At 58.9% G+C, this 19,509-nt stretch carries 18 protein-coding genes and 1 pseudogene; 3 read left to right on the top strand and 16 right to left on the bottom strand.

The window, feature by feature from the left end; genetic code table 11:
- Positions 1–223: 223 nt before the first annotated feature.
- From GKIL_RS08490 to GKIL_RS08420, 16 genes and pseudogenes are all read right to left on the bottom strand, one after another.
- Positions 224–799, bottom strand: coding sequence for an ATPase (locus tag GKIL_RS08490; RefSeq protein ID WP_023173113.1), 576 nt, complete (start codon positions 797–799; stop codon positions 224–226).
- A gap of 179 nt (positions 800–978) precedes the next feature.
- Entirely contained in the window at positions 979–1,455 is a 477-nt protein-coding gene (locus GKIL_RS22520; RefSeq protein WP_023173112.1) for a hypothetical protein, read from the bottom strand.
- Between the two features lie 20 nt (positions 1,456–1,475).
- Entirely contained in the window at positions 1,476–2,696 is a 1,221-nt protein-coding gene (locus GKIL_RS08480; protein WP_023173111.1) for a hypothetical protein, read from the bottom strand.
- 129 nt (positions 2,697–2,825) lie between these two features.
- The gene (gene dnaN, locus GKIL_RS08475; RefSeq protein ID WP_023173110.1) at positions 2,826–3,950 is read right to left on the bottom strand and encodes a DNA polymerase III subunit beta; all 1,125 of its coding nucleotides are present in this window, start codon (positions 3,948–3,950) and stop codon (positions 2,826–2,828) included.
- Positions 3,951–3,974: 24 nt separating this feature from the next.
- Positions 3,975–4,385 carry a hypothetical protein gene (locus GKIL_RS08470; protein ID WP_023173109.1) on the bottom strand — a complete coding sequence of 137 codons (411 nt, stop codon included), beginning with the start codon at positions 4,383–4,385 and terminating at the stop codon, positions 3,975–3,977.
- Positions 4,386–4,406: 21 nt separating this feature from the next.
- Positions 4,407–4,625 carry a hypothetical protein gene (locus tag GKIL_RS08465; RefSeq protein WP_023173108.1) on the bottom strand — a complete coding sequence of 73 codons (219 nt, stop codon included), beginning with the start codon at positions 4,623–4,625 and terminating at the stop codon, positions 4,407–4,409.
- A gap of 52 nt (positions 4,626–4,677) precedes the next feature.
- A complete protein-coding gene (locus GKIL_RS22515) occupies positions 4,678–5,697 on the bottom strand; it encodes a pentapeptide repeat-containing protein (RefSeq protein WP_245595931.1) in 1,020 nt (339 codons plus the stop codon).
- Positions 5,698–5,712: 15 nt separating this feature from the next.
- Positions 5,713–6,036 (bottom strand): annotated as a pseudogene (locus GKIL_RS25890) (pentapeptide repeat-containing protein); the annotation flags it as partial.
- Between the two features lie 372 nt (positions 6,037–6,408).
- Positions 6,409–6,633 carry a hypothetical protein gene (locus GKIL_RS08455; RefSeq protein WP_023173106.1) on the bottom strand — a complete coding sequence of 75 codons (225 nt, stop codon included), beginning with the start codon at positions 6,631–6,633 and terminating at the stop codon, positions 6,409–6,411.
- Positions 6,634–6,754: 121 nt separating this feature from the next.
- On the bottom strand, positions 6,755–8,320 hold the full coding sequence (locus tag GKIL_RS08450) for an AAA family ATPase (protein ID WP_023173105.1): 1,566 nt from the start codon (positions 8,318–8,320) through the stop codon (positions 6,755–6,757).
- An 86-nt stretch (positions 8,321–8,406) separates the two neighbouring features.
- On the bottom strand, positions 8,407–8,616 hold the full coding sequence (locus tag GKIL_RS08445) for a DUF2997 domain-containing protein (protein WP_023173104.1): 210 nt from the start codon (positions 8,614–8,616) through the stop codon (positions 8,407–8,409).
- Between the two features lie 4 nt (positions 8,617–8,620).
- On the bottom strand, positions 8,621–9,076 hold the full coding sequence (locus GKIL_RS08440) for a DUF1257 domain-containing protein (RefSeq protein ID WP_023173103.1): 456 nt from the start codon (positions 9,074–9,076) through the stop codon (positions 8,621–8,623).
- A gap of 75 nt (positions 9,077–9,151) precedes the next feature.
- The gene (locus tag GKIL_RS08435) at positions 9,152–10,327 is read right to left on the bottom strand and encodes a hypothetical protein (RefSeq protein ID WP_144080360.1); all 1,176 of its coding nucleotides are present in this window, start codon (positions 10,325–10,327) and stop codon (positions 9,152–9,154) included.
- Positions 10,328–10,412: 85 nt separating this feature from the next.
- A complete protein-coding gene (locus tag GKIL_RS08430) occupies positions 10,413–10,937 on the bottom strand; it encodes a hypothetical protein (protein WP_023173101.1) in 525 nt (174 codons plus the stop codon).
- A gap of 118 nt (positions 10,938–11,055) precedes the next feature.
- Positions 11,056–11,343: a hypothetical protein gene (locus GKIL_RS08425; protein WP_023173100.1), complete on the bottom strand. Its 288-nt coding sequence runs from the start codon at positions 11,341–11,343 to the stop codon at positions 11,056–11,058.
- 437 nt (positions 11,344–11,780) lie between these two features.
- Positions 11,781–12,101 (bottom strand): hypothetical protein, encoded by a 321-nt coding sequence (locus GKIL_RS08420; protein WP_023173098.1) that lies wholly within the window; start codon positions 12,099–12,101, stop codon positions 11,781–11,783.
- A gap of 312 nt (positions 12,102–12,413) precedes the next feature.
- Here GKIL_RS08420 and GKIL_RS08415 point away from each other — a divergent pair, with 312 nt between their 5' ends.
- The 3 genes from GKIL_RS08415 to GKIL_RS08400 all read left to right on the top strand — a co-directional run bounded on the left by GKIL_RS08415 (position 12,414) and on the right by GKIL_RS08400 (position 19,418).
- Positions 12,414–13,604, top strand: coding sequence for a hypothetical protein (locus GKIL_RS08415; protein ID WP_023173097.1), 1,191 nt, complete (start codon positions 12,414–12,416; stop codon positions 13,602–13,604).
- 149 nt (positions 13,605–13,753) lie between these two features.
- Positions 13,754–16,165 (top strand): endonuclease/exonuclease/phosphatase family protein, encoded by a 2,412-nt coding sequence (locus tag GKIL_RS08410; protein ID WP_187293908.1) that lies wholly within the window; start codon positions 13,754–13,756, stop codon positions 16,163–16,165.
- A 244-nt stretch (positions 16,166–16,409) separates the two neighbouring features.
- Positions 16,410–19,418 carry a DNA-directed RNA polymerase subunit beta gene (locus GKIL_RS08400; RefSeq protein ID WP_023173095.1) on the top strand — a complete coding sequence of 1,003 codons (3,009 nt, stop codon included), beginning with the start codon at positions 16,410–16,412 and terminating at the stop codon, positions 19,416–19,418.
- Positions 19,419–19,509: the final 91 nt, after the last annotated feature.

Below are 19,509 nucleotides of genomic sequence, written 5' to 3'. Positions count from 1 at the left end.
GCAACAAGAGCCGCTTGAATGGGACTCGCCCTGGAGGAGTTCCTCGGGCGTCAGCCAAACCACCTTGCCGTTCCTCGACACCGGTACCGAACGACCGGCAGTAGCGTGTTCAATGACAGCATTTCTCAGCCCTTCGTAAACGAGCTGGTCGATGCGGTCGCCGGCTATTGACGGCTCGACTGGTACAGCATCTTCTTCACGGGTGGGAACTACCTTGGGAGGCTCAGACATCTTCTGCTCCTGTAAGCGACTGCCAGCCCTGCTGGTCGTAGATAGTGATGCTGTCTGTCCGGTTGCCTTCAGCCAGCTTTCGGGCCGTTTCGCAAGAGTTATCGTAAACTCTCCAACTGTCCGCCAGGGGAATGTACAGCTCACGCAGGTTGGCGATACTACGATCGTAGCGCCTGCGGACATCTTCGGGAGCAACAAAGTGACCACCCGAGCGCACCCGATTTGCCACCCGGCTCACCGCCAGTTCTGGTGAATCCAGCCAGAAATAGAGCAGGTTGACAAAGTAGGCCCGCTCCCGGCACCGCAGCAGGAGCCGAGCAAAGCTGCGGGAGGCAAGAGTGGATTCGAAGATAAAGTCGCTGCCGTAGAGGATGAGTTGCTCCAGGCGCTCCAGCATCATTCGCCCTGCCCGGAAGGCTACTGATTCAGGATGGGCAGGGTTGAGCCGGGCGGCAATGATATCAGCGTTGACGAATTCGATTGCTGAGAGTTCACTGCGGAGCAACGCGTAAGCACTGGTGGTCTTGCCCGCACCGTTAGGGCCGCCGAGCAGATACAGCTGAGGCATGGACGGTGTCCTTCAGTCGGTAAATTGCCAGACAAACGCAAGGTTCCAGCTCCCCCTCTGAGGCGAGGAGTTTTGTGCCCGATAGAGAGACTGCAACCTTTATCATGCAGGTGAGCGTCGTTCCCCATCCTCGCCCGAGACGTCCAGCTTCAACAGAGCCACCAACGGTTTTTTTCAGATTAGAAGCCCATCGGTGCCTGCAGAGCCGGAATGGGTTTGCAAAGGGCGACGGCGGCGAAGATGGCATCGACTTCGTCCTTGAGCGCAGTGCCTTCGGTGAGGGTGGCTTCCAGGCGAGGGATCATTTCGATCTTCTGATCAAGGCTGAAGTTGCCGGTCGCCTCACGTTCCTGCCATTCGCGGTAGAGAAGCACGATCGGATTGATGCTCTCGGAAAGTTCGCTCAATGCTGAAAAAAAGTTTGTGACTGTGTTCCCCTTGTGGCCGGCTCGCTTGGAGAGGGCAATCTCCAGCACTGCGCCCTTCACGGCCCGAGTGATCGAGGCATTTGTCACCTCGGGAAAATAGGGAACGAGAGCCTTGACCAGCAGTTCGTCGTCCTGAGCAATATCGAGGCCGATAGGGATCTGCTGCCCGTCGTAGAGCACGACGGCGGACTGGATGAGCATCTGAGATTGTGGATTTTGCGATTCCATGAGTAGTCTCCTTGAATTCGTCAAAAGATGGGGAGCTGATTGGCTTTATCAGCTTCAGTGGCTTCACCGGCTGAAAGTGGGACCGAAGAAAGGGGCGGGAGTGGTGCAGCGGGCCTGGTTGAAGGAGGTGTCGTAGGGGTTTTCGATCGCCGATTCCTGGGCGAAGTGCTGGTCGTCTGCGAGTTCTTGCCATTTGCTGAGCGCGGCGCTGCTGACACGGTTCGTCTCTGCCGGGCAATCTGACGAGCGGGATAGGTGGCTGCCAGTTGCTCCAGCAGGCTGGTCAAAACTGGGGGAAGTTGAAGCTCTGACAATCGCAGGGTGTCGATAATGGGCGGATCGTTGTGGCTGCGGACGCCGCAGACAACCTGGCGACCCAGAGCATTCCCGTCGTCGGGCAGCAGCTGCAGTGTAAGAGTGACAGTGCAGCGCTCGAAATCGTAAGCTTCGTCCGCTGCGTTGAATTTGACCTCGGTCGTTCCGGTAAGCACAGTCCTGGGCAGTTGTGCAGGCAGATCTGGCTGCTCGGGCGGAGGTATTTCCTCTACAGGCTGTGTATCAGAAACAGGAAAGACGGCCTCGAAGGGTTGTGCAGGTTGGGTTGCTTCGGAAGGTGCTACTGGCTGCTCTTCGGTGAGTGTGGAATCTGGCAGGCTCACCAGAGTTGCTGGAGAATCGCAGCTTTCTGTTTCCGGTTCGGAGCATTCGCCTTCGTCAGGATCATCGAGGTATTCGGCGGCATCGAGGGGGTGAACTGGTTCAGCGGTGGAGGCAGGAGCCGGAATATCGGGAGCTGCAACCGCAGGTGCAGCAGGTAGTGGCTCTTCTGGAGCTGGTATCGGTTCTGGTTCCGACGGTGGGCTGGATGGCAGGGGTGCCGGCAGGGAAGCCGGAATCTTTGGGGGAACATCGGCTGGAAGAGGCTCGAATAGACCCAGCTTTCTCGCGTAGGCGAAGGCCAGGGGCTTACCCAGCATCTGTTTCGCTGCTGTTTGGGCAGAGTAGACAGTCCAGGGTCCGCGCAATTGGCGCTGAATCAAAGCAGTGCTGGCAAACTCAGCAATTTCGTCAGGAAGCTCGTCGAGGACCAGCTCCGGTTCGGCAATGAGCCTGGAATCTTTGAGCAGATTCAAGGTCTGCTGAAGGGCGGGCGCAATCGCAGAGTCATCTGCGATCGGTTCCGCGATGAGCAGATGGGGCAAACAATCGCCAGCCAGGCAAAATTGAACGATCAGGTACATGTGCCTCTCCTTGAAATGAAAATCAGGAGGAAGTCGATTGCCTGTTCCAAAGTCTCGATCAGGCAATTCTCCATAACGAAAAACCCCCAGATCACCGGACCTGGGGGTGATGAACAGACAGGCGGGCGCTCAAGCATTTCTGAGGGAGACTGACATGACCAAATAGCGATGATGGAGTTCGTCACCTGACGGTGAGAAGACCGCAGGATTGTCGGGACCATTGAAATTGAGGACTACTTTTCGAGAATCAAAGGTCTTGAGACCCTCAAGCACGTACTTGCAGTTGAAGGCGATGGTAAATTCCGGGCCAGCATAATCGACGAAGACGGTCTGGCGAGCCTGACCTTTATCCAGGGCATTGACGGAAAGGGTGAGGGCACCACTTGAAGAGAGTTCAAACTTACAGATGTGGTGCTTCTGTGAGGCAATGACAGCAATGCGTTCAAGAGCAGAACACAAGGTTCTGCGATCGGCCTCGACCGTGATTTTGAAGGACTGGGGAAGGAGACGCGGATACTCGGGATAGCGACCAGACAAAAGCCTGGTAGTGAGGATCTGTTTGGGAAATTGAAAGCTCATGTGCTTTTCGTCGAAAAGCAGCCTGACAGAATCGGCGTTCTGTTTAACCAACAGCTTCTGGAGTTCACGCACGGAGCGTCGAGGCAAGACCAGGGTGATGTCGGTGACGGGAGTCTGGAGTTCGATATAGCGATACGCCAGACGATGTCCGTCTATGGCAACGAATTCAAGGCCATCGGGTAGTCCTCTCAGGCAGACGCTGTTGAGTATCTGTTTGGTCTTTTCGGTAGAAGCGGAAAACACAGTGAGCCCAAAGCCAGACTGCAGGACCGGCAATGGAAGTACAAGCGGAGTGGAGTCGATCCTGGGCAAGCTGGGGAACTCCTCAGCAGAAGCACCCTGGAGCTGGTAATGCCCGGAGGGGCAACGGATGTCGATGCCGTGAGTGTCCGACACCTCAATCGTCAGGGGTTCATTGGGGAGCTGGGTAAGGATGTCGGCGAGCAAGCGAGCAGGCAATGTGGTGGTGCCGGCGGCAGACACACCGGCTTCAAATCTGGTCTCGATACCCAGCTCAAGATCAAAACCGATGAGCGTAACCTGGGGGAACGGTGAACGATCTGCGCGACAGAGGACGTTTGTCAAAATAGGGTCGTTTGTTCTGGAGGGAACGATCCGGGCAACGGTCGCAAGCTGTCGGGCGAAAACGGCGGTAGTTGTCGTGATTGTGAACATAAGGCTGCTCCAGTGAGTTGGGTTTTAGCTGATGGGATTGGGAAGGGAGCCCGGCACCAGGGAAGTCAAATCTGGTGGAAAGACTGGCAGGCCGCAGGATTGCGCCTCACCGGCAGCGTGACCCAGCAGGTAAGCTTCTCGATGCGCAGGTGGTTCAGAGGGCGGATCCTGGGGCAGGAACATCGAACCGTCGTAGTGACCCAGGCACCAGGCTTCCCGGAATGCGACAGGGATGCGCTCCGCCGAGAAGGGCGGCAAGTCGTAGGTGAAAGTCTGCCAGACAAGGCTGCAGCGGTTGCCGGAGCCGACGCTGATCACAAAGTCGGGGCTGACCGCCCCGGCCAGGATGTTCAGGTGCTGTCGGTAGCTCAGGACAATCGCCCAGGCATCCAGCAGCGCGCTGATAGGCGAGGGTTGGGAAGTGGAAGTCTGCATGGTGGTGTCCTCCGGATGTAATCAGCGCCGGGGGAGCAGCAGAGCCAGGTCGGGCCGTGCCGCGATAATCGACCAGGCTTCCTGCTCAGCTTCCTGGTAGTCACCGGGCAGTGCGACGATCGCGCTTTCGAGGCGAGGATCGCCCGGCTCCGGCAGAACGATGACCAGATCTGGGCCTTCGCGCACGAGCAAGCGGTGGTAGTCACAGGTGGGGCACTTCTGACTGGTGAGGGTTTTCATAGGAACCTCCTGAAAAAAGTGGGTTGGTGATGGAATCGGGGATTCAAGGCTTTCAAGCTTCGGAGCGCGGGGGCAGGTAGGCGACAGAGGACAGGGTGGGAGGGACAGAGTGCTGGGCGTCGAGCCAGCAACTGTGAACCCGAGCAGCAGCGCGCAACTGGCCAGGATCGAGGGCGGCGGCGCGTAGATCGCAGGCGTAGATGTGAGCACCGGCAAAGGATGCTCCGATGAGGTGAGAAGATTCGAGCGAAGCGTTCAGAAGCTCTGCCCCAGACAGATCACAGAAAGGGGCGTAAATTCGCACAGCACTTACAAGGCTCAGGAAACAGTTGGCCAGGCAGGCCCGTTCGAGGATGGCTTCGTCGAAATTCGTCTCCTGCAATTGAGCGCCGCTCAGATCCGCGTCGGTGAGGTCGGCCCGCTCGAAGCAGCTGCCGAGCAGGCAGGCTCCGCGCAGACAGGCTCCGCGCAGGTTGGCCCCCGTGAAGTCGCAGTCGGAGAGATCGGCCTGAGCCAGTTGGGCAGAGGCAAGATCGGCATGGGCAAAATCAGAACCCGCGAGGCGCGCACCGCAAAGGTTTGCTGCCCGCAGGCGTCCGGCGCGCAGCAACTGCCGATCCAGGTGTGCTTTGGGCAACTGGACCCGCTCCAGGTTGCATCCGTCAAAGCGGACGCCTTCGAGCAGAGCAGCGCTGAGATCCGCGCCAGTCAGATCGACTCCTACGAAGGTGGCATTGCGGAGATCGGCCCGACAGAGGCGAGCATCGCGAAAATTGATCCGCGAGAGGCAACTCCGGTACAGCTTTGCGTTCGTCAGATCGGCAGCGCTCAGATTGCAGTTCGTGAGCCAGGAGCGGGACAGATAGGCGCGGCGGAGATCACAACCGGGCAGGATATGGCCACGCAGGACGATATCCGGGGCATGCACGCCAGCAAGCCGTCCAGGCAAAAGAGCCGAGGTGAGGGAAGCACCTTCGAGATTCGCTCCGGCGAGATCGGCTCCTCGCAGGTCCGCCCGATTCAGCTCAGCGCACCTGAGGTCAGCTCCCCGCAGATCGGCTCCATGCAACACGGCCCCATCGAACCGACTCCGGCGCAGTGAAGCGTCGGTCAGACGCGCTGCGCTCAGATCAGCACCTGAGAAATTTGCATCCGGACAGTCCGAGGCTGACAGGTCAATACCTCGGAGTATCCGGCCTGGCAGGCGCAGGCCATAAATGGCAGCCTCAGCGCGCAGACACGGTTCTGCTTCGCCAACGGCACATACCTCAGCTCCAAGCTGAGCCGCAGCGTTCTTGATGACCAACCGGGAAATGCAGGCGACGACCCTCGGTTCGTCAGGATCCTGAAGAGAGTTGGTTGCCTGAGCAACCTGAGCGGCGTGGTGGGGATGCCTGAAAATAAACCTCATCGAACCCCTCCTTGAGCAAGTTGAGAAAGCGGGAATGGAACGAACACAGGCTTGACAGCTGTCATTGCAAAGAATGCACGATCTGAGAAAAGCCAGCTGAGTAGGCACAGCGGTATCAGAAACCTGTGGTGCATGGCCTGCAATTTAATCAAGCTCGATAGCTGCAGGAGTAGCACAGGGTTGCGAGGTTTGCAATAGTTTTGCCGAAATTTATTTTTCGGCGAGCTATTAGATAAAGAAAGAAAATTCTGGCAGGCGAGCAATCAAAACCAGCGCATCTGTTGAGATGTCTTTGTTTGCTTGAGCACCTACCAGATCTGCTCTTTCTAATCTGCTGCTACAGCAACTCTGGACTCTTCAGAAAAAGAGTAATCACTTTTCCAGATTTTCAGGCTGAGAGGAGAATTCGCTACAGATCGAGACACCGGATGCACCTCGTCCATCTGCAAAGCCCATAGCGTAGGCTGTAGAGATGAGGCCACGAACGATGCTCCAGAGCTGAAGTGCAATGAAGCAGTCGAGTGGTTCGGTGACATCAAGAAACAGTTTCTCAGCGCTGATCAAGAGCATTTCAGGCGGTTTGATGGGAGCGTTCATGATGCAATCTCCTGGAGAATATGGACTGGAAAAATGCGGCCAGACTCAACTGTTGGCCGCGCAAAAACTGACCCGCTGAATTATTCGATTCAGCAGGTAGAGCAAATCACTTCAGATGTAATCAATCCCAAACATCGCGATGACCACCGGCTGGATCATCGTCACTGCTGGGGGAAGCCTGGCGAGCATTGTTGCGGGCCCAATCGCGCAGACGACCGAGTTCTTCCTCCCGACTTTTCGAGAGGGGGACTGTCTGTTTAGCAGCGTTCAGCAGAAGCTCGGGGTCGATGTTGCTGGGACGGCCATCGAGGTAGAACGCCTCGATTGCTGCCTCCTTAACGATCTCGGCCAGTTCTGCCCCACTGAAACCGCGTGTCGCCGCAGCGACGACTTCGATGTATGCGCGATCCAGGCAGGCACCGTAGCGCTGCAGGTGGATCGAGAGGATCTCGACGCGCTCGGGGCAGGCGGGAAGATCGACGAAGAAGATCTCGTCGAAGCGGCCCTTGCGCAACAGCTCCGGCGGCAGGCCGAGCACATTGTTGGCGGTGGCGACGACGAAAACCTGGGCAGTCTTGTCATTTAGCCAGGTGAGAAAGCGGCCAAATAGCCGCTGGGAAACGCCGCTGTCTCCTGACGGGCCGCCGACACCGGCAAAAGCCTTGTCGATCTCATCCATGAATAGAACCGCTGGGGCGCAGGCTTCGGCGGCGCGCAGCAGATTGCGCAGGTTGCTCTCACTTTCGCCCACTATGCCGCCGTAGAGGCTGCCGACATCGACGGCCAGGTTGGGGATGCCCCATTGCTGGGCGATCGTTCGAGAGACGAGGGATTTACCGGCACCAGGAGGACCGACCAGCAGCAGTCCCTTGACCGGCGGGATGTTAGCCGCACTGCCCTGTGCGGAGAAGAGGCGTGTGCGCTTGGCGATCCAGAGTTTGAGGCTCTCCAGGCCGCCGACCGCGTAGCTGGGTGGCTCGCTGAACTCGACTCCCAACTTGCGGAGTTTGGCGATCTTCATCGAGCGGACGACATCGGCACTGGTCTCGTCGATCGCCCCCTCGGTGAGGCCCGCGAGGCGCAGGGCATCTGAGATCTCCTCCTCGGTGAGTCCCTGGGCAGAGCGCACCAGCCGCTGGAGCTGCTCGTCGTCTTTGGGAACAGCAATGCCGCGCCGGGTATGAAGCTGGGTGAGCACCGATTCCACGCAGGAGCGGACGCGGATAGCATCAGGCAGGGGATTGTGCAACTCCTGAATCAGACCGCCGAATTCGTCCGGCAACCGAACATCTTGACCCAACAGGATCAGACGTTTGCGGCTCTGCTTGAGGGCGAAGCAGAGATTTTTGAGGGTGCGGACCACCCGCAGATCCATCCGTTCGCCCGTAAGGAAGGGATGGAAGTCCAGCAGCACAAAGATGGCCGGGTCGGGGTAGTCGGCGATGAAAGGAAGGACGGTGAGCGGATCGTCCCTTGTGCTGTCTTGAACATCGATCTTCACCCCACTGTCGCCGACGGTGACTTTCTGCAGGCCACGCCCGAAATCCCAGAGGAAGACCGGTCGGTTGAGCGGTTCGGCGATGTCGCGGACGATGCGCTCGATGGCGGACAGCTCCTCCGGGGCGGGAGTGGAAATAGCCACCACCGGAATCGCTGCTTTGAAAAAGTTCAGTGCATGTTGAATCATCTGGGCCTCCGAAGCAATCTGGAAATCGAAAAAAGACCCGTCGCCTGTCGTGGGCGACGGGTGGTTGGTGCTGGTGAGCGGCTGACTCAGAGCTGGGTGCGGTGGGTGTTGTTAGTCCGCCTGTGCGTCCGGCGGTATTCCGGTTTGAACTGGCGGGCTTCCACCTTGCCGAGAGCTTGCTCGTAGGCAGCAGTTGTCTCGGTGCAGGCAGTTCCCTCGAAATTCAGAGCTTCGAGATTGACGCTGCCGTCCGGGGCGATTTCGATGACAATTTCCGGCTGATTGGGATTGCTCATGGATTTACCTCCTGCGCTTGTCGGTGGTGGACTGGACGGTGCGGGGCTGGATGCGGAGGGTGTAACCGCCGTCAGCGCGGGCCTCGACGGCGGTCACGGTATGGCCTTTGCGATGGGCAACAGCGATAGCAAGGTGCCTGGCATAGAGGGCAGGCAGCCGTTCGGGCAATTGAGTAAAGGAGAGGGAACTGTTGGGCAGGTACCTTCTTTCGGCTTCATAAAGATCCCAGATCAGCTGAAACGTGCCGTCGCCTTGACGGGCGAAGCCGATGTCTGCCTGGGTTCCCAGCCCAGCCGCCGGGATGATGATCTCAGCGCTCTGCCCCTCTGAGCCGCCGTAGTAGCCCTGCAGGGGCTGGGCTTCGGCGTGAACGACCAGTTGGAGGCCGAGTTCACGGAGGGCAGCGACCAGGGCATCGGCGTCGTTAAGCCGGGTCTTGATTGAACTGAAGTGGCTCATCGGTAATCTCCTCAGTGATGGAAAAATGGCCGGGGATTGCAGGCATCCCCAGCCGGTGAAAAGGCAGCAGCCGAACTACAGTTCGACCCACTCAGCAAGGGCGCGATGGCCGTCGCCTGCAGTGTGTAACTGGGCAAGTTCCGTGCGCAACTGGGAGCGCAGAGCCTGAATTTTTTGCGCCAGAGTTGCCGAGCGGCCAGTCGAGGTGGCCAGGAACAGAGAGTGGACCTGGGAAACCTCGCTGACCAATTCGCCGAGAGAGCCGTCGAAGTTGACCAGAGTCTGCAGGCGCTCACAGGTCCGATGAAGCCGATCACGGGCAGCGGGGGTGATGAGGCCGCCCGATTGGTGTCCTTCGATATCCGAGAGCGAGTCTGCGATCAGGGCGCAGACTTCGTCGCGCGCGGAGCGCACCGCATCGCCCAGGCTCTGTTGAATCTGTTGCTGCCAGCTGCGCTGCAGGATCCGCAGGGCGTCGATCTCTTCCTGGCGGGCAACTGCGGCGGCCAGTTCGGTATTCTCGCGGACCTGCTCGACCAGGGAGGGGATAGCGACGGGACCGAACAGTTCCAGGCGGAAGTCCTGGGCAACCTTCTCGCAAGTGGGAAAGCGATCTGCGTAGGCATCGAGAGCCTGAGCAACACCCACTGAATTGAGGCCCGCGTTGCTCGCCAGCTCAGCAACCGTCTGAAGAAAGCGCGTGTAGGCAGCAGCGTAGGCATCGAGCACCTGCTGCCGCAGTCCATCCAGCTCCTCACTCATAGCCTTGATCTCGGCGTGGACCTCCGGCAGGTTGCGGGAGTGGACCACCCAGAAGGGCTCGAAGCGAATCATGAACCGCTCCTGCAGGCACTTGCGCCGGTATTGCAGGGTACGAGCGTGGGCTTGAAGCTCGGGAAATATCACGATGCTTGGAGCGCTGGCGTGGGCTTTTTTCAGGACATCGACGACCGGCTGAGCCAGTCCCAGTTCCTCGAAGCGCAGCGACAGCCGACCCGCTCCGACGTGGATCATCAGCGAGATCAAGAAGATGGGCTGGTTCTGAATGAGGTCGAGATCTCGCCTGTGGATGGAGGTGACCTTCAGTTCGTTGAACTGTGTGGCAGCGGACACGGCTGCTACAGGTTCTGCATCGGCACCGACGCGGCGGTCTACCAACAGGGAGATCCGGCGGGAGAGAACCTGGGGAAGTTGGGTCTGGCTACTGGTCTCAAGGACACTGAGCTGACTCTGCGAATCCTGAACCATCATGATCGTGCTCCTTAGAAAAATAAATCCCGCCAGCTCAAGGAGCATGGCGGGGTGGTGAGCGGCAAGTTGACTGTGGGTAATGCGGTCAGTGCAGGTTGAAGCACAGGCTCTCCCTGATGGCCACGCGGGCAGTGACCGGGTAGTGCAGGCAACAGGCACGGTAGGTCCAGACGCACTCGAGTCTGGCCAGCAGAACCCTTACCTCGCCAACAGCCGCTTCAAGCCAGAGCGCCAGCCGTCTGATAACGGGTACGGGCGTCGGCTGGCGGCAATCTTCTTCGTCCAGTAGACCGCAGAAGATCTCGTCGCTGAAGAAGGGCCAACACGCACCGATCGCTGGGGCCGACCGATTCCAGTAGATGACGCTGGGATCTTCTGGGCCGGAGACGTTCAGGAACGGGACGGGAGGCTTTTGCTGAGGAAGCGCTGTTGAGCGGCTGAGGATGTGATCTTCGCGGTTGTCTGCGAGAAGCCGCTCCCGTTCGAGGCTGTCCAGACTGAGAACAGCGAAATTGGATGCGGGTAAAAACAGAGAGGCAAGCAGCGACCCGAAAGGCAGGCCGACGAAGAGGACGAGCAGAACGAGTTGAAGGGCGAGTTCCATACTCATGATGTGTCTCCTGAGATGTGTTGACACAAAAAGGAAAAGCCGTCGCTACTCAGCAACAGCCCTTCCAGATGCGATTCAATTGGCAGGCAGAAGCCATGCAGGTTTCTGCCGAAGAAATCTAGAGGCCCATCTTTCCGGTCAGATAGTCCATGAAGGCGACTTCGAGGCTGTCATAGCCCATGTAACGCAGCTGCCAGAAATCGCTGTAGTGACCGTTGGAGGATCTGATCCCGCAAAGGTGAGCAGTGAAGGTCTCGCGATATCTGTATGCGAAGCGTATGCAGCCACGGAGAGTCTTGCCACCTCTGAAGGCAGCAAGGACAGCAGCGAGTTGACGGACCGGCGTACCGTCGGCGGTAATCTCGATCGCGAGAACTTTGGGATTAAAAGGGTCAGTATCGCTCATGTGCATCATGTCCTCAGTGAGTAGCAGGGCAGCAGAAAGTCTCCTCAGGCAGGTGCGGTATGAGGTTCAGGAAAGGAAGAGAAAGGGAGGCTACCGGGTAGCCTCCCAGTCGGGAACTATCGGCAGGGGGTTATGAAAAGCCCAGCCGGAAAGTCAGCAGATGCATCTTGCAGAGCAAGTCGAACATCTGCCGGACAGGTGGTTTTGATGAGTCGAGCCCTGCCAATCCCGTCGTGGCGAGTAACTCGAATAAGGTGACCAGAAACAAAAGAGATTGCTCTGGTCTGTGGAGTGATGAGAGTCCAGTCCCTTTGTATGGGAGCAGGAATTTGAGCAATGGAAGGAATCTGAATTGCCAGGAGGGCAACCAGGGAGAAGGTGAACTTGAAGGGAGAGATGGTGAGCATGTTGAACTCCTTGTGAGTAGAGGTTGGGAACTACGAAGAAAGAGTGTGAGAAGTCTGAGTTCTCGCGAAGCGTATGGCTGCCTCGACGAGGGTGAGCTTTTCGGCGTGCTCGACCAGTAGTGGTCGGCCAAGAGGTTTGTTGATGGCCGGACCCAGAACCTGGACACAAACTTTTCCCAGCCCACAGGGAGCGAAGGTAAAGATGAAATCGCCGTCCTGGAGACGAAGCTGGGTCAGTTCGTGCTGCCGCTTGCGAAGCTGCTTCGCCTGCCTCAGCATGTTGATCAGCAGCCAGAGGGCGTGACCGATAGCGCAGGCTGCAAGCAGCAGGGGCACAATCGCATAGATCATCAGGGCTCCTTTGCCGGTTGAGGGCGGGAGCAGGTGAAATGGCGGCTCGCACAACCGGCTCGCACTCCCAGATGCGATCGGGGAGCCAGTCATGCGAATTGTCGGTGCCAGAAATTGGCACAAAAATAAAGCGACTCAACAGGCACAGGGGCACCGGCTGAATCGCTTCAGAAGAATTATGGGACTGTGGGGTTTCAAAGAGAACTTACACCCGGATCCGGCCCTGTCAAGAGGCAAACGCCAAAAATTCCAAATCTATGGAGATGTTTTTTGGAATTATCTAGGATTGAGGCGGCGATCGGGAGATGGGCAGTGAACTATTTGAGCCTGACAGCCTGCCTGGAGACTCTGATCTTCGAGAAGCGGCTGAGTTACCAGGAGAAGCAGGAGATCTTCGAGCGCTTTCGCTCCGACGTGAACCGCGATGTAATCGGGCAGCAGATGCTGGCCCTCGCCCAAGAAAGAAACCTGAACGGCTACATGCAGATCGTCGGAGCCTGGAACAATACCTTCGGTCCATCAGCCCAGGCAAGACGCCAGCAAACCGATCTGGGCCAAAACAGCCAGATGACAGCTGCGGTTCCTGAAGAACCCAAAATCAACGACCCATATACGAAGTGGCTTCGTATGTCGAGCGGCGCTCAGAGTAACACAGCCCCTTCCCCGGAGAAGCGGGAGGAGGGCCAGTCCCCGGTGGAAATAAGTGCAGGCCGGGTTGCCGAAAGCGATGAAATTTCTACACAGAATTTTTTATCCGCCCGATCAGAAAAACTGGATGGCGACGTTACCTATCACCCCGATCCAGAAGATTCGCTCGAAAAAATTCTGGACGTGATGGACCGGGGCGATCGGTTGCTGATCGCCGGGTGCATCCGCCTGTACCTGGTCTGGGAGAAGGAGGGGGCGGACCTGTACGAGTTTCTGGACGAGGTGATCCGGCTCAGACCGCAGACGAGTCGCCGCTGGATTCAGCAGTGGTTCCACATTGGCGAGGTGATCGTGCAGGTGGGCAGAAAAGCCGGGATGGAGGCGGACTGGATCGCGGTCCATCCTGCTTTCCAGAGCATGACGAAGTGGCTGGATGTCTATGAGTTGCTGGAGAAGCGAACGGTGCAGCGGCGCAACGGTGAGCTGGGTCGTCCGATGCAGATCCTCAACCCCCTCGATGATCGCCTGATTGAACCGATCCGGCGGGCAGTTATAGAAGGCAGCCCCGAACCGCTTTTGATCGCTGCCGGGCAACCGAAGAGAGCACCAGCAAACACTGCCGCTCGAAAAACCTACGCGGTGGTCAAGTTCCGGCCTCGACTGCGCGAGTACTTTAAGGAAGGTACCGTCGTCGTACCTGAAGACCCCGAAGAGCGCAAAAAATTTCTCAAGCAGCTGCGCAAAGACACCCAGAATCTGGAAGTGGCCCTGAGCCAGCTGCGCAATCTGGCGAACGAACTGCAGCATGAGGCTCTCAGCCCTTCCACCGAAAATCCTCCATCGGCTGACTTTTAGCCTGTGCAGTTGGGGATGGTGACCCGGCAGATTTATGCTTCGCCCGTTAAGGCTACTGGTGCTCCAGGATGCATGCTCTGTACTCCCAGACACGCTACGCTGCTCCGTGCGGTTTGCAACAGGCGGAGATAGAAATGGCGAGCGCGGCGGTGAATCAGGCTTTGCGACATTGGCAGCGGCACTTCAAACTGGGACTGCTCAGCACGGGAGTTGGGCTACTTGCTCTTTGTCGCGCTGTGGGGGCGGCCACCAGCAGCGATGTCATCATCAACGAATTTTCTCAAGGCAGCAGTGGGGCTAAGGAGTGGGTAGAGATCCTTGTCGTCACCGACAACCTCAACCTGCAAAACCACAAATTGATCGACGGCAACGGCTCGCTCAGCATCACCCTCGCCGGTAGCGGCTTTGCTTCTCTACGGGCCGGGACGCTGATCGTCGTCTATAACGGGGGCGATGTCGATGGCACGATCGTTTCTGACCTCAGCTACAACCCTACTGGCGGTGACTATCGCCTGGAAGTCTCCTCCCTCAATAACAGCGGCAGCTTTGCTGTCACCCGCACCGCCGGTTGGAGCGGTACCACGGGAGCCTTTGCCAACGGCAGTTCGACGGATGTTCCTCAACTGGTCGATGCCCAGGGCACGACCTTCTACAGCTTCCCGCGCACCCCCACACCAAACTCTGCCAAGTTCAGTGCCTACAGTGGCGGTAATACTGGCGACGCCACTCTTGCTACCAACTGGACCGCTGACGCCGCTTCCAGCAGCGCTACTCCCGGCGCACCGAACCCGGCTGGCAGCAACACCAGCTGGATCACCTCCTTGCGCTCAGGGACAGCAACGCGCATCCACGATATTCAAGGGGCAGCGCACCTCTCGCCCAAGAACAATCAGGCTGTGAGCAACATTCCTGGTATCGTCACAGCGCTACGCTCCAACGGCTTCTACCTGCAAGATCCCACTTCCGACAGCGACCCAGCCACCTCCGAGGGCATCTTTGTCTACACCGGCAGTACTCCCACCGTCAGCGTCGGCAGCTCGCTTCAGGTAAGCGGCACCGTCAGCGAGTATGTGAGCGGCGGCAGCACCTCCGGCAATCTTTCGACCACCGAGATCATTACTCCGACAATCACCACGCTCTCTACGGGCAATGCCTTACCCGCCGCCACGGTGATCGGCAGCGGGGGACGCATTCCCCCGAACCTGATCATCGAGGACGACGCCACTGCCACCGGCAACGTCAACACTAGCGGTGTCTTCGACCCGGCGAGCGATGGCATCGACTTCTACGAGAGTCTCGAAGGGATGCGGGTGCAAATCAACAACGCCGTGGTGGTCGGCCCGACCAACAGCAGCGGCGAGATTGCCGTGCTTGGCGATAACGGCAGCAATGCCAGCGGACGCACCCTGCGCGGCGGTATTGCGATTGGAGCAACGGATTTCAACCCTGAGCGGCTGATTCTTTCTCCCTCCCTTGTCTCCAATCCCCCCAAGCTGAACGTCGCAGACCGCTTTAACGCGAGCATCGTCGGCATCGTCGATTACAGCAGTGGCAATTTCAAGATCTTGAATACGGCAGCACTTCCTTCGGTCACTGTGGGCGGCCTGACCCAGGAGAGCACTGCTCTGGTAGGAAGCACCAAGCAGCTGACCGTCGCTGCCTTCAACCTCGAGAACTTCAATACCGCCGCCGGCAGCCGCATCCAAACTCTGGCCAGCTACATCGCCAAGAATCTCAAAGCGCCTGATATTCTCAGCATCGAGGAGATCCAGGACAACTCCGGTCCCACCGATGACGGCGTCGTCGATGCGAGCCAGACTCTCGCTGCCCTCACCAGTGCCATCACCAGCGCCGGTGGTCCCGCCTACCAGTACCGCCAGATTGACCCCATCAACGATCAAGACGGCGGCCAGCCAGGCGGGAATATTCGTCAGGTGCTGCTATTCAATCCGGCACGGATCAGCTTCATCGACCGGCCCGGCGGCGGCTCCACCGTTGCGACAACCGCAGCAACGGGCAGCGGTGGTCCCCAGTTGACCTACAGCCCTGGCCGCATCGATCCGACCAACACAGCCTTCAGCACCAGCCGCAAACCGCTCGCCGGTGAATTCCTCTTCAACGGCCAGCATCTATTTGTCATTGCCAATCACCTCAACTCCAAAGGTGGCGACACGGCTTTGTTCGGTGCGGCCCAACCGCCGGTGCTCAACTCCCAGCCCCAGCGAGTCAGCCAGGCTACCGTGATCAACTCCTTCGTCAGCAGCATCCTTGCCCTGGATAGCCAAGCGAGCATCGTTGTGCTCGGGGATCTCAACGACTTCGAGTTTTCCCAGCCGCTGCTTACCCTCAAAGGCACCACCCTCACCAACCTGATCGAAAAAGTGGCCGCCAACGACCGTTACACCTACATCTACGAGGGCAACAGCCAGGCAATCGACCACATTCTGGTCTCTCCCTACCTGTCAACTAAAGCGGAAATCGACATCGTTCACGTCGATTCGGAGTTTGTCAATCAGGCCAGCGATCACGAGGCGGTGGTAGCACGCTTCACTTTCCCCTAAAGCTGCTGACCCTGCTGCAGGAAAAAAAGAAGCGTGTTGCAACTTGAGCCATAAAACTGCCGTTTCAGCAGATTTATGCTTCCAGTGGCGACGAATTTGTGGTCAGGTCACAGATTGGTCCTGCGTCGGAGTGCATGGTGTACGTCGGCAGGCTGACCATGACCTCGCAATAATTTGCACTCATGCAAGGCTTGCATGTTGCTCGCTATGGGTCTACGATTGCGGGCACGCGAGAGGGCAAGCGGTGGAACAGCCATTTCATCAGCCAGACGGCGAAGCAGCGATCTTCCAGCCAGACGCAAGGGCCACTGACCGGGGTCGGGAAGCGGCGGCTCGAACGAGCAGCAACTGGCAGCAGAGCATTGCGATCGAAGAGCGCCTTGGCCCACCGGGAAGCTGGCCGCTCCTGGGCGTCCATTCGCGTTCCTGGATAGCATTCTGCAATCGACAGCTACCGGCGCTACTGGTGCAGCTGGGGGTGCTCAAGACCGAGTGCGGTCGGTGGCAGCTGGAATTTTCCGGAAATTTGCGCTGGGCCAGGACACCCGGTTGGAGTGAAATCAGGCGCACAGAACAATCCTGGCGCTGCAGGCTGGAGGCAGAGTGCATCTTGAACGGTATCTCCAGCTGGTTGCACTGCGGAGACCTGCCGATGCTGGGACCGGAACAGACCTTCTGGCTGGATGGCGTCGAGCGGGTGGTGATCCACCAGCTGCTGCGCGCCCCTGGCCTCTACTGGGAATCGAGCCAGACGGACGGCAGGATCCGACACTTGCTGCAGCTACTGGGAGAACGGGGAGCGCATCTGAAGATCGAGGCAGTAGGCGAGAAGACCACTGTCCGGCTCGGGGCGCACATCACCGTCAGTACCCGGCAGTGGCGAGAATGGCTCGACTGCGAGGACAGCGGCGTCGAGAAGCAACTCGCTTCGATGTATCTGGGAACTTACGGCAGGCAGCGGGTGAATAGCAGACTTGCACCCTTCGCCACCCGGAGCTTACCGCTCACCCAGGGGCTATGGATGAGGTGGCCGGATCTCGAACTCCTCTGGCGCGCCTGGTCAGCCTGGGTGCGCGATACTCCGCCACCCGACGAGACGGACGGCCTTGCCCACAAGATCCTCTACCCGGTAGGCCGCCAGATCGGGCGGGAGGTGCATCGCTATCTCGAGATATTCGCCCGCAAGTGGCGGAGCCTGTGTATGCCGGTAAAGCCAGTGATCCAGCTGGACATCGGCAGGGTGGTGGCAGTGTTTCTCAAAACCAGCCCCACCTCCCAGGCGGTCGATCAGACCAACCCCCTGGCGGCTCTGGCGCATCGACGGCGCGTGACGCTGCTGGGCAAGGGTGGCCTGAAAAAAGAGCGGGTTCCGGATCAGGCCCGCAACGTACATCCGTCGCACTTCGGTCGCCTCTGCCCGATCGATGCTGGCGAGGGCCAGAGTGTCGGACTTCGCTACCACCTTGCCCGCTACGTCGCTGTGGACGAGGAGGGCCGTCTGGGTACAGCGGTGATCGATCAGCAGACGGGTGAGCGAGCGATTATCTGGAGCGACGAGGAGCATCTCACCTGCATACAACCAGGGGTCGAGCTGTCTGCTGGCCAGTTGCGAGCAGGCACGGGGGCGCGGTGGGCATGGCCGACACCGACCGCTGGATTCTCAGCTTCTTTGGTGTGTACACCGTTTCTGGAGCACACGGACGCAGCGCGGGCGGTGATGAGTGCCGGGCATATGGGTCAGGCAGTTGCTCCCTGGCGGGTTCAGGTGCCTCTGGTGCTGAGCGGCGGCGAGGAGCCGGTTGCGCGGGAGTCGGGCTTCAACCTCTACTCGCCCGTCGATGGAAAAGTCGAGCGGGTTTGTGCCCGGCAGATTCAGGTAAGCGGGCAGCGGCTGGAGCTGATCAAGTTCCGGCCCGGCAATATGCGCACGAGCGCCAAAGTGCAGATCCACCAGCGCCCGGTGGTCGAGGTTGGACAGTACGTCGAAGCGGGAGAGCTGCTGGCGGACGGGTACGCGAGTTGCGGCGGCATCCTCAGCCTGGGAGCCAACCTGTGGGTGGGCTATCTGAGCTACGAAGGCTACAACTTCGAGGATGGAATCGTGATCAGCGAGCGGGTTGTGCGCGAGGGCCTGCTCTCAGCGGTCATGATGAAAACCCACGAGGTCGATCTGCGGCGCACCGAACTGGGGGACGAACGCTTCGCGGCCAGCCTGCTGGTCGATGCCCCCGCCGACGCCACCAACGCCCATCTCAATCCCAGAACGGGCCTGCCCTTCATCGGCTCCAAAATCAGCAACGGGCGAATCATCGCGGGCAGGCTCAGCCCCCGCAAGACCAGAAGCGAGCTGAGCGGCGAGGAAGTACTGGCCGAGATGCTGGGCTACTTCGGCGGTCGTTACCGCGAACGCCACGCTGTTGCCGGTATGGGCGAGGAAGGCACAGTCATCGATGTGCGGATAGTCACCGAAGATCTGCCACCGGACATCATCGCCAGGGCGATCATCACCGTGGCGCACCGCACGCAGTTAGAAGTCGGCGACAAGCTCTCCGGTCGCAACGGTAACAAGGGCATCATCACTCTCATCGCCCCCGAAGAAGACATGCCGCTGCTACCCGACGGAACGCCCCTCGATATCCTCCTCAACCCGCTAGGTGTGCCTTCCCGCATGAACCTTGGTCAGGTCTATGAGACGCAACTGGGCCTGTGCGCCCGTGTGCTGGGCCGTTCCTACACGGTCTCGCAGTTCGACGAGGTGTACGACGACAGGTCCGAAGATTTGCTGTACCGGGAACTGGAAAAGGCTAGGCAAGTTGCTCCCTGGATTCTGCCTGGTGGACGTGTGTGGTTGCGTGACGGTCGAACCGGCGAGACCTACGACCGACCGGTCTGCGTCGGTAGCCAGTACATCCTCGCCGCCGAGCATATGGTCGCCAAAAAAGAGCACGCCCGCAGCGAAGGAGCCTACGATCTGGTGACCGGCCAACCGGTGGCCGGTAGAAAAGCGGGCGGCGGCCAGCGCATCGGCGAGATGGAAGCCTGGGCACTAATGGCCCACGGCGCAGCTTTCACCCTGCACGAGATGATGACCGTCAAATCCGATGACCCCGAGTCCCGTCTCAAGTGCCACCACGATCTGTGCATGGGGAAGTTGCCTGTTCTGAACAGAACAGGCATTCCGCTGGCTTTCGAGGCGCTGATCGGGGAGTTGCGCAGCACCGCTTTAGACCTGCGCTTTGGAAAAATCAAGTAACTGGTTGCCGCCGCTTTTCTCCCGCAAATTTGGGAAAACAGATCTATCCAGTGAATCAGCTGGCCAGCTTACGTATATCTTTGTAGATGAA

The sequence above is a fragment of the Gloeobacter kilaueensis JS1 genome (assembly GCF_000484535.1).
Taxonomy (GTDB): Bacteria; Cyanobacteriota; Cyanobacteriia; order Gloeobacterales; family Gloeobacteraceae; genus Gloeobacter; species Gloeobacter kilaueensis.
This window is presented reverse-complemented; position numbering and strand designations above follow the sequence as displayed.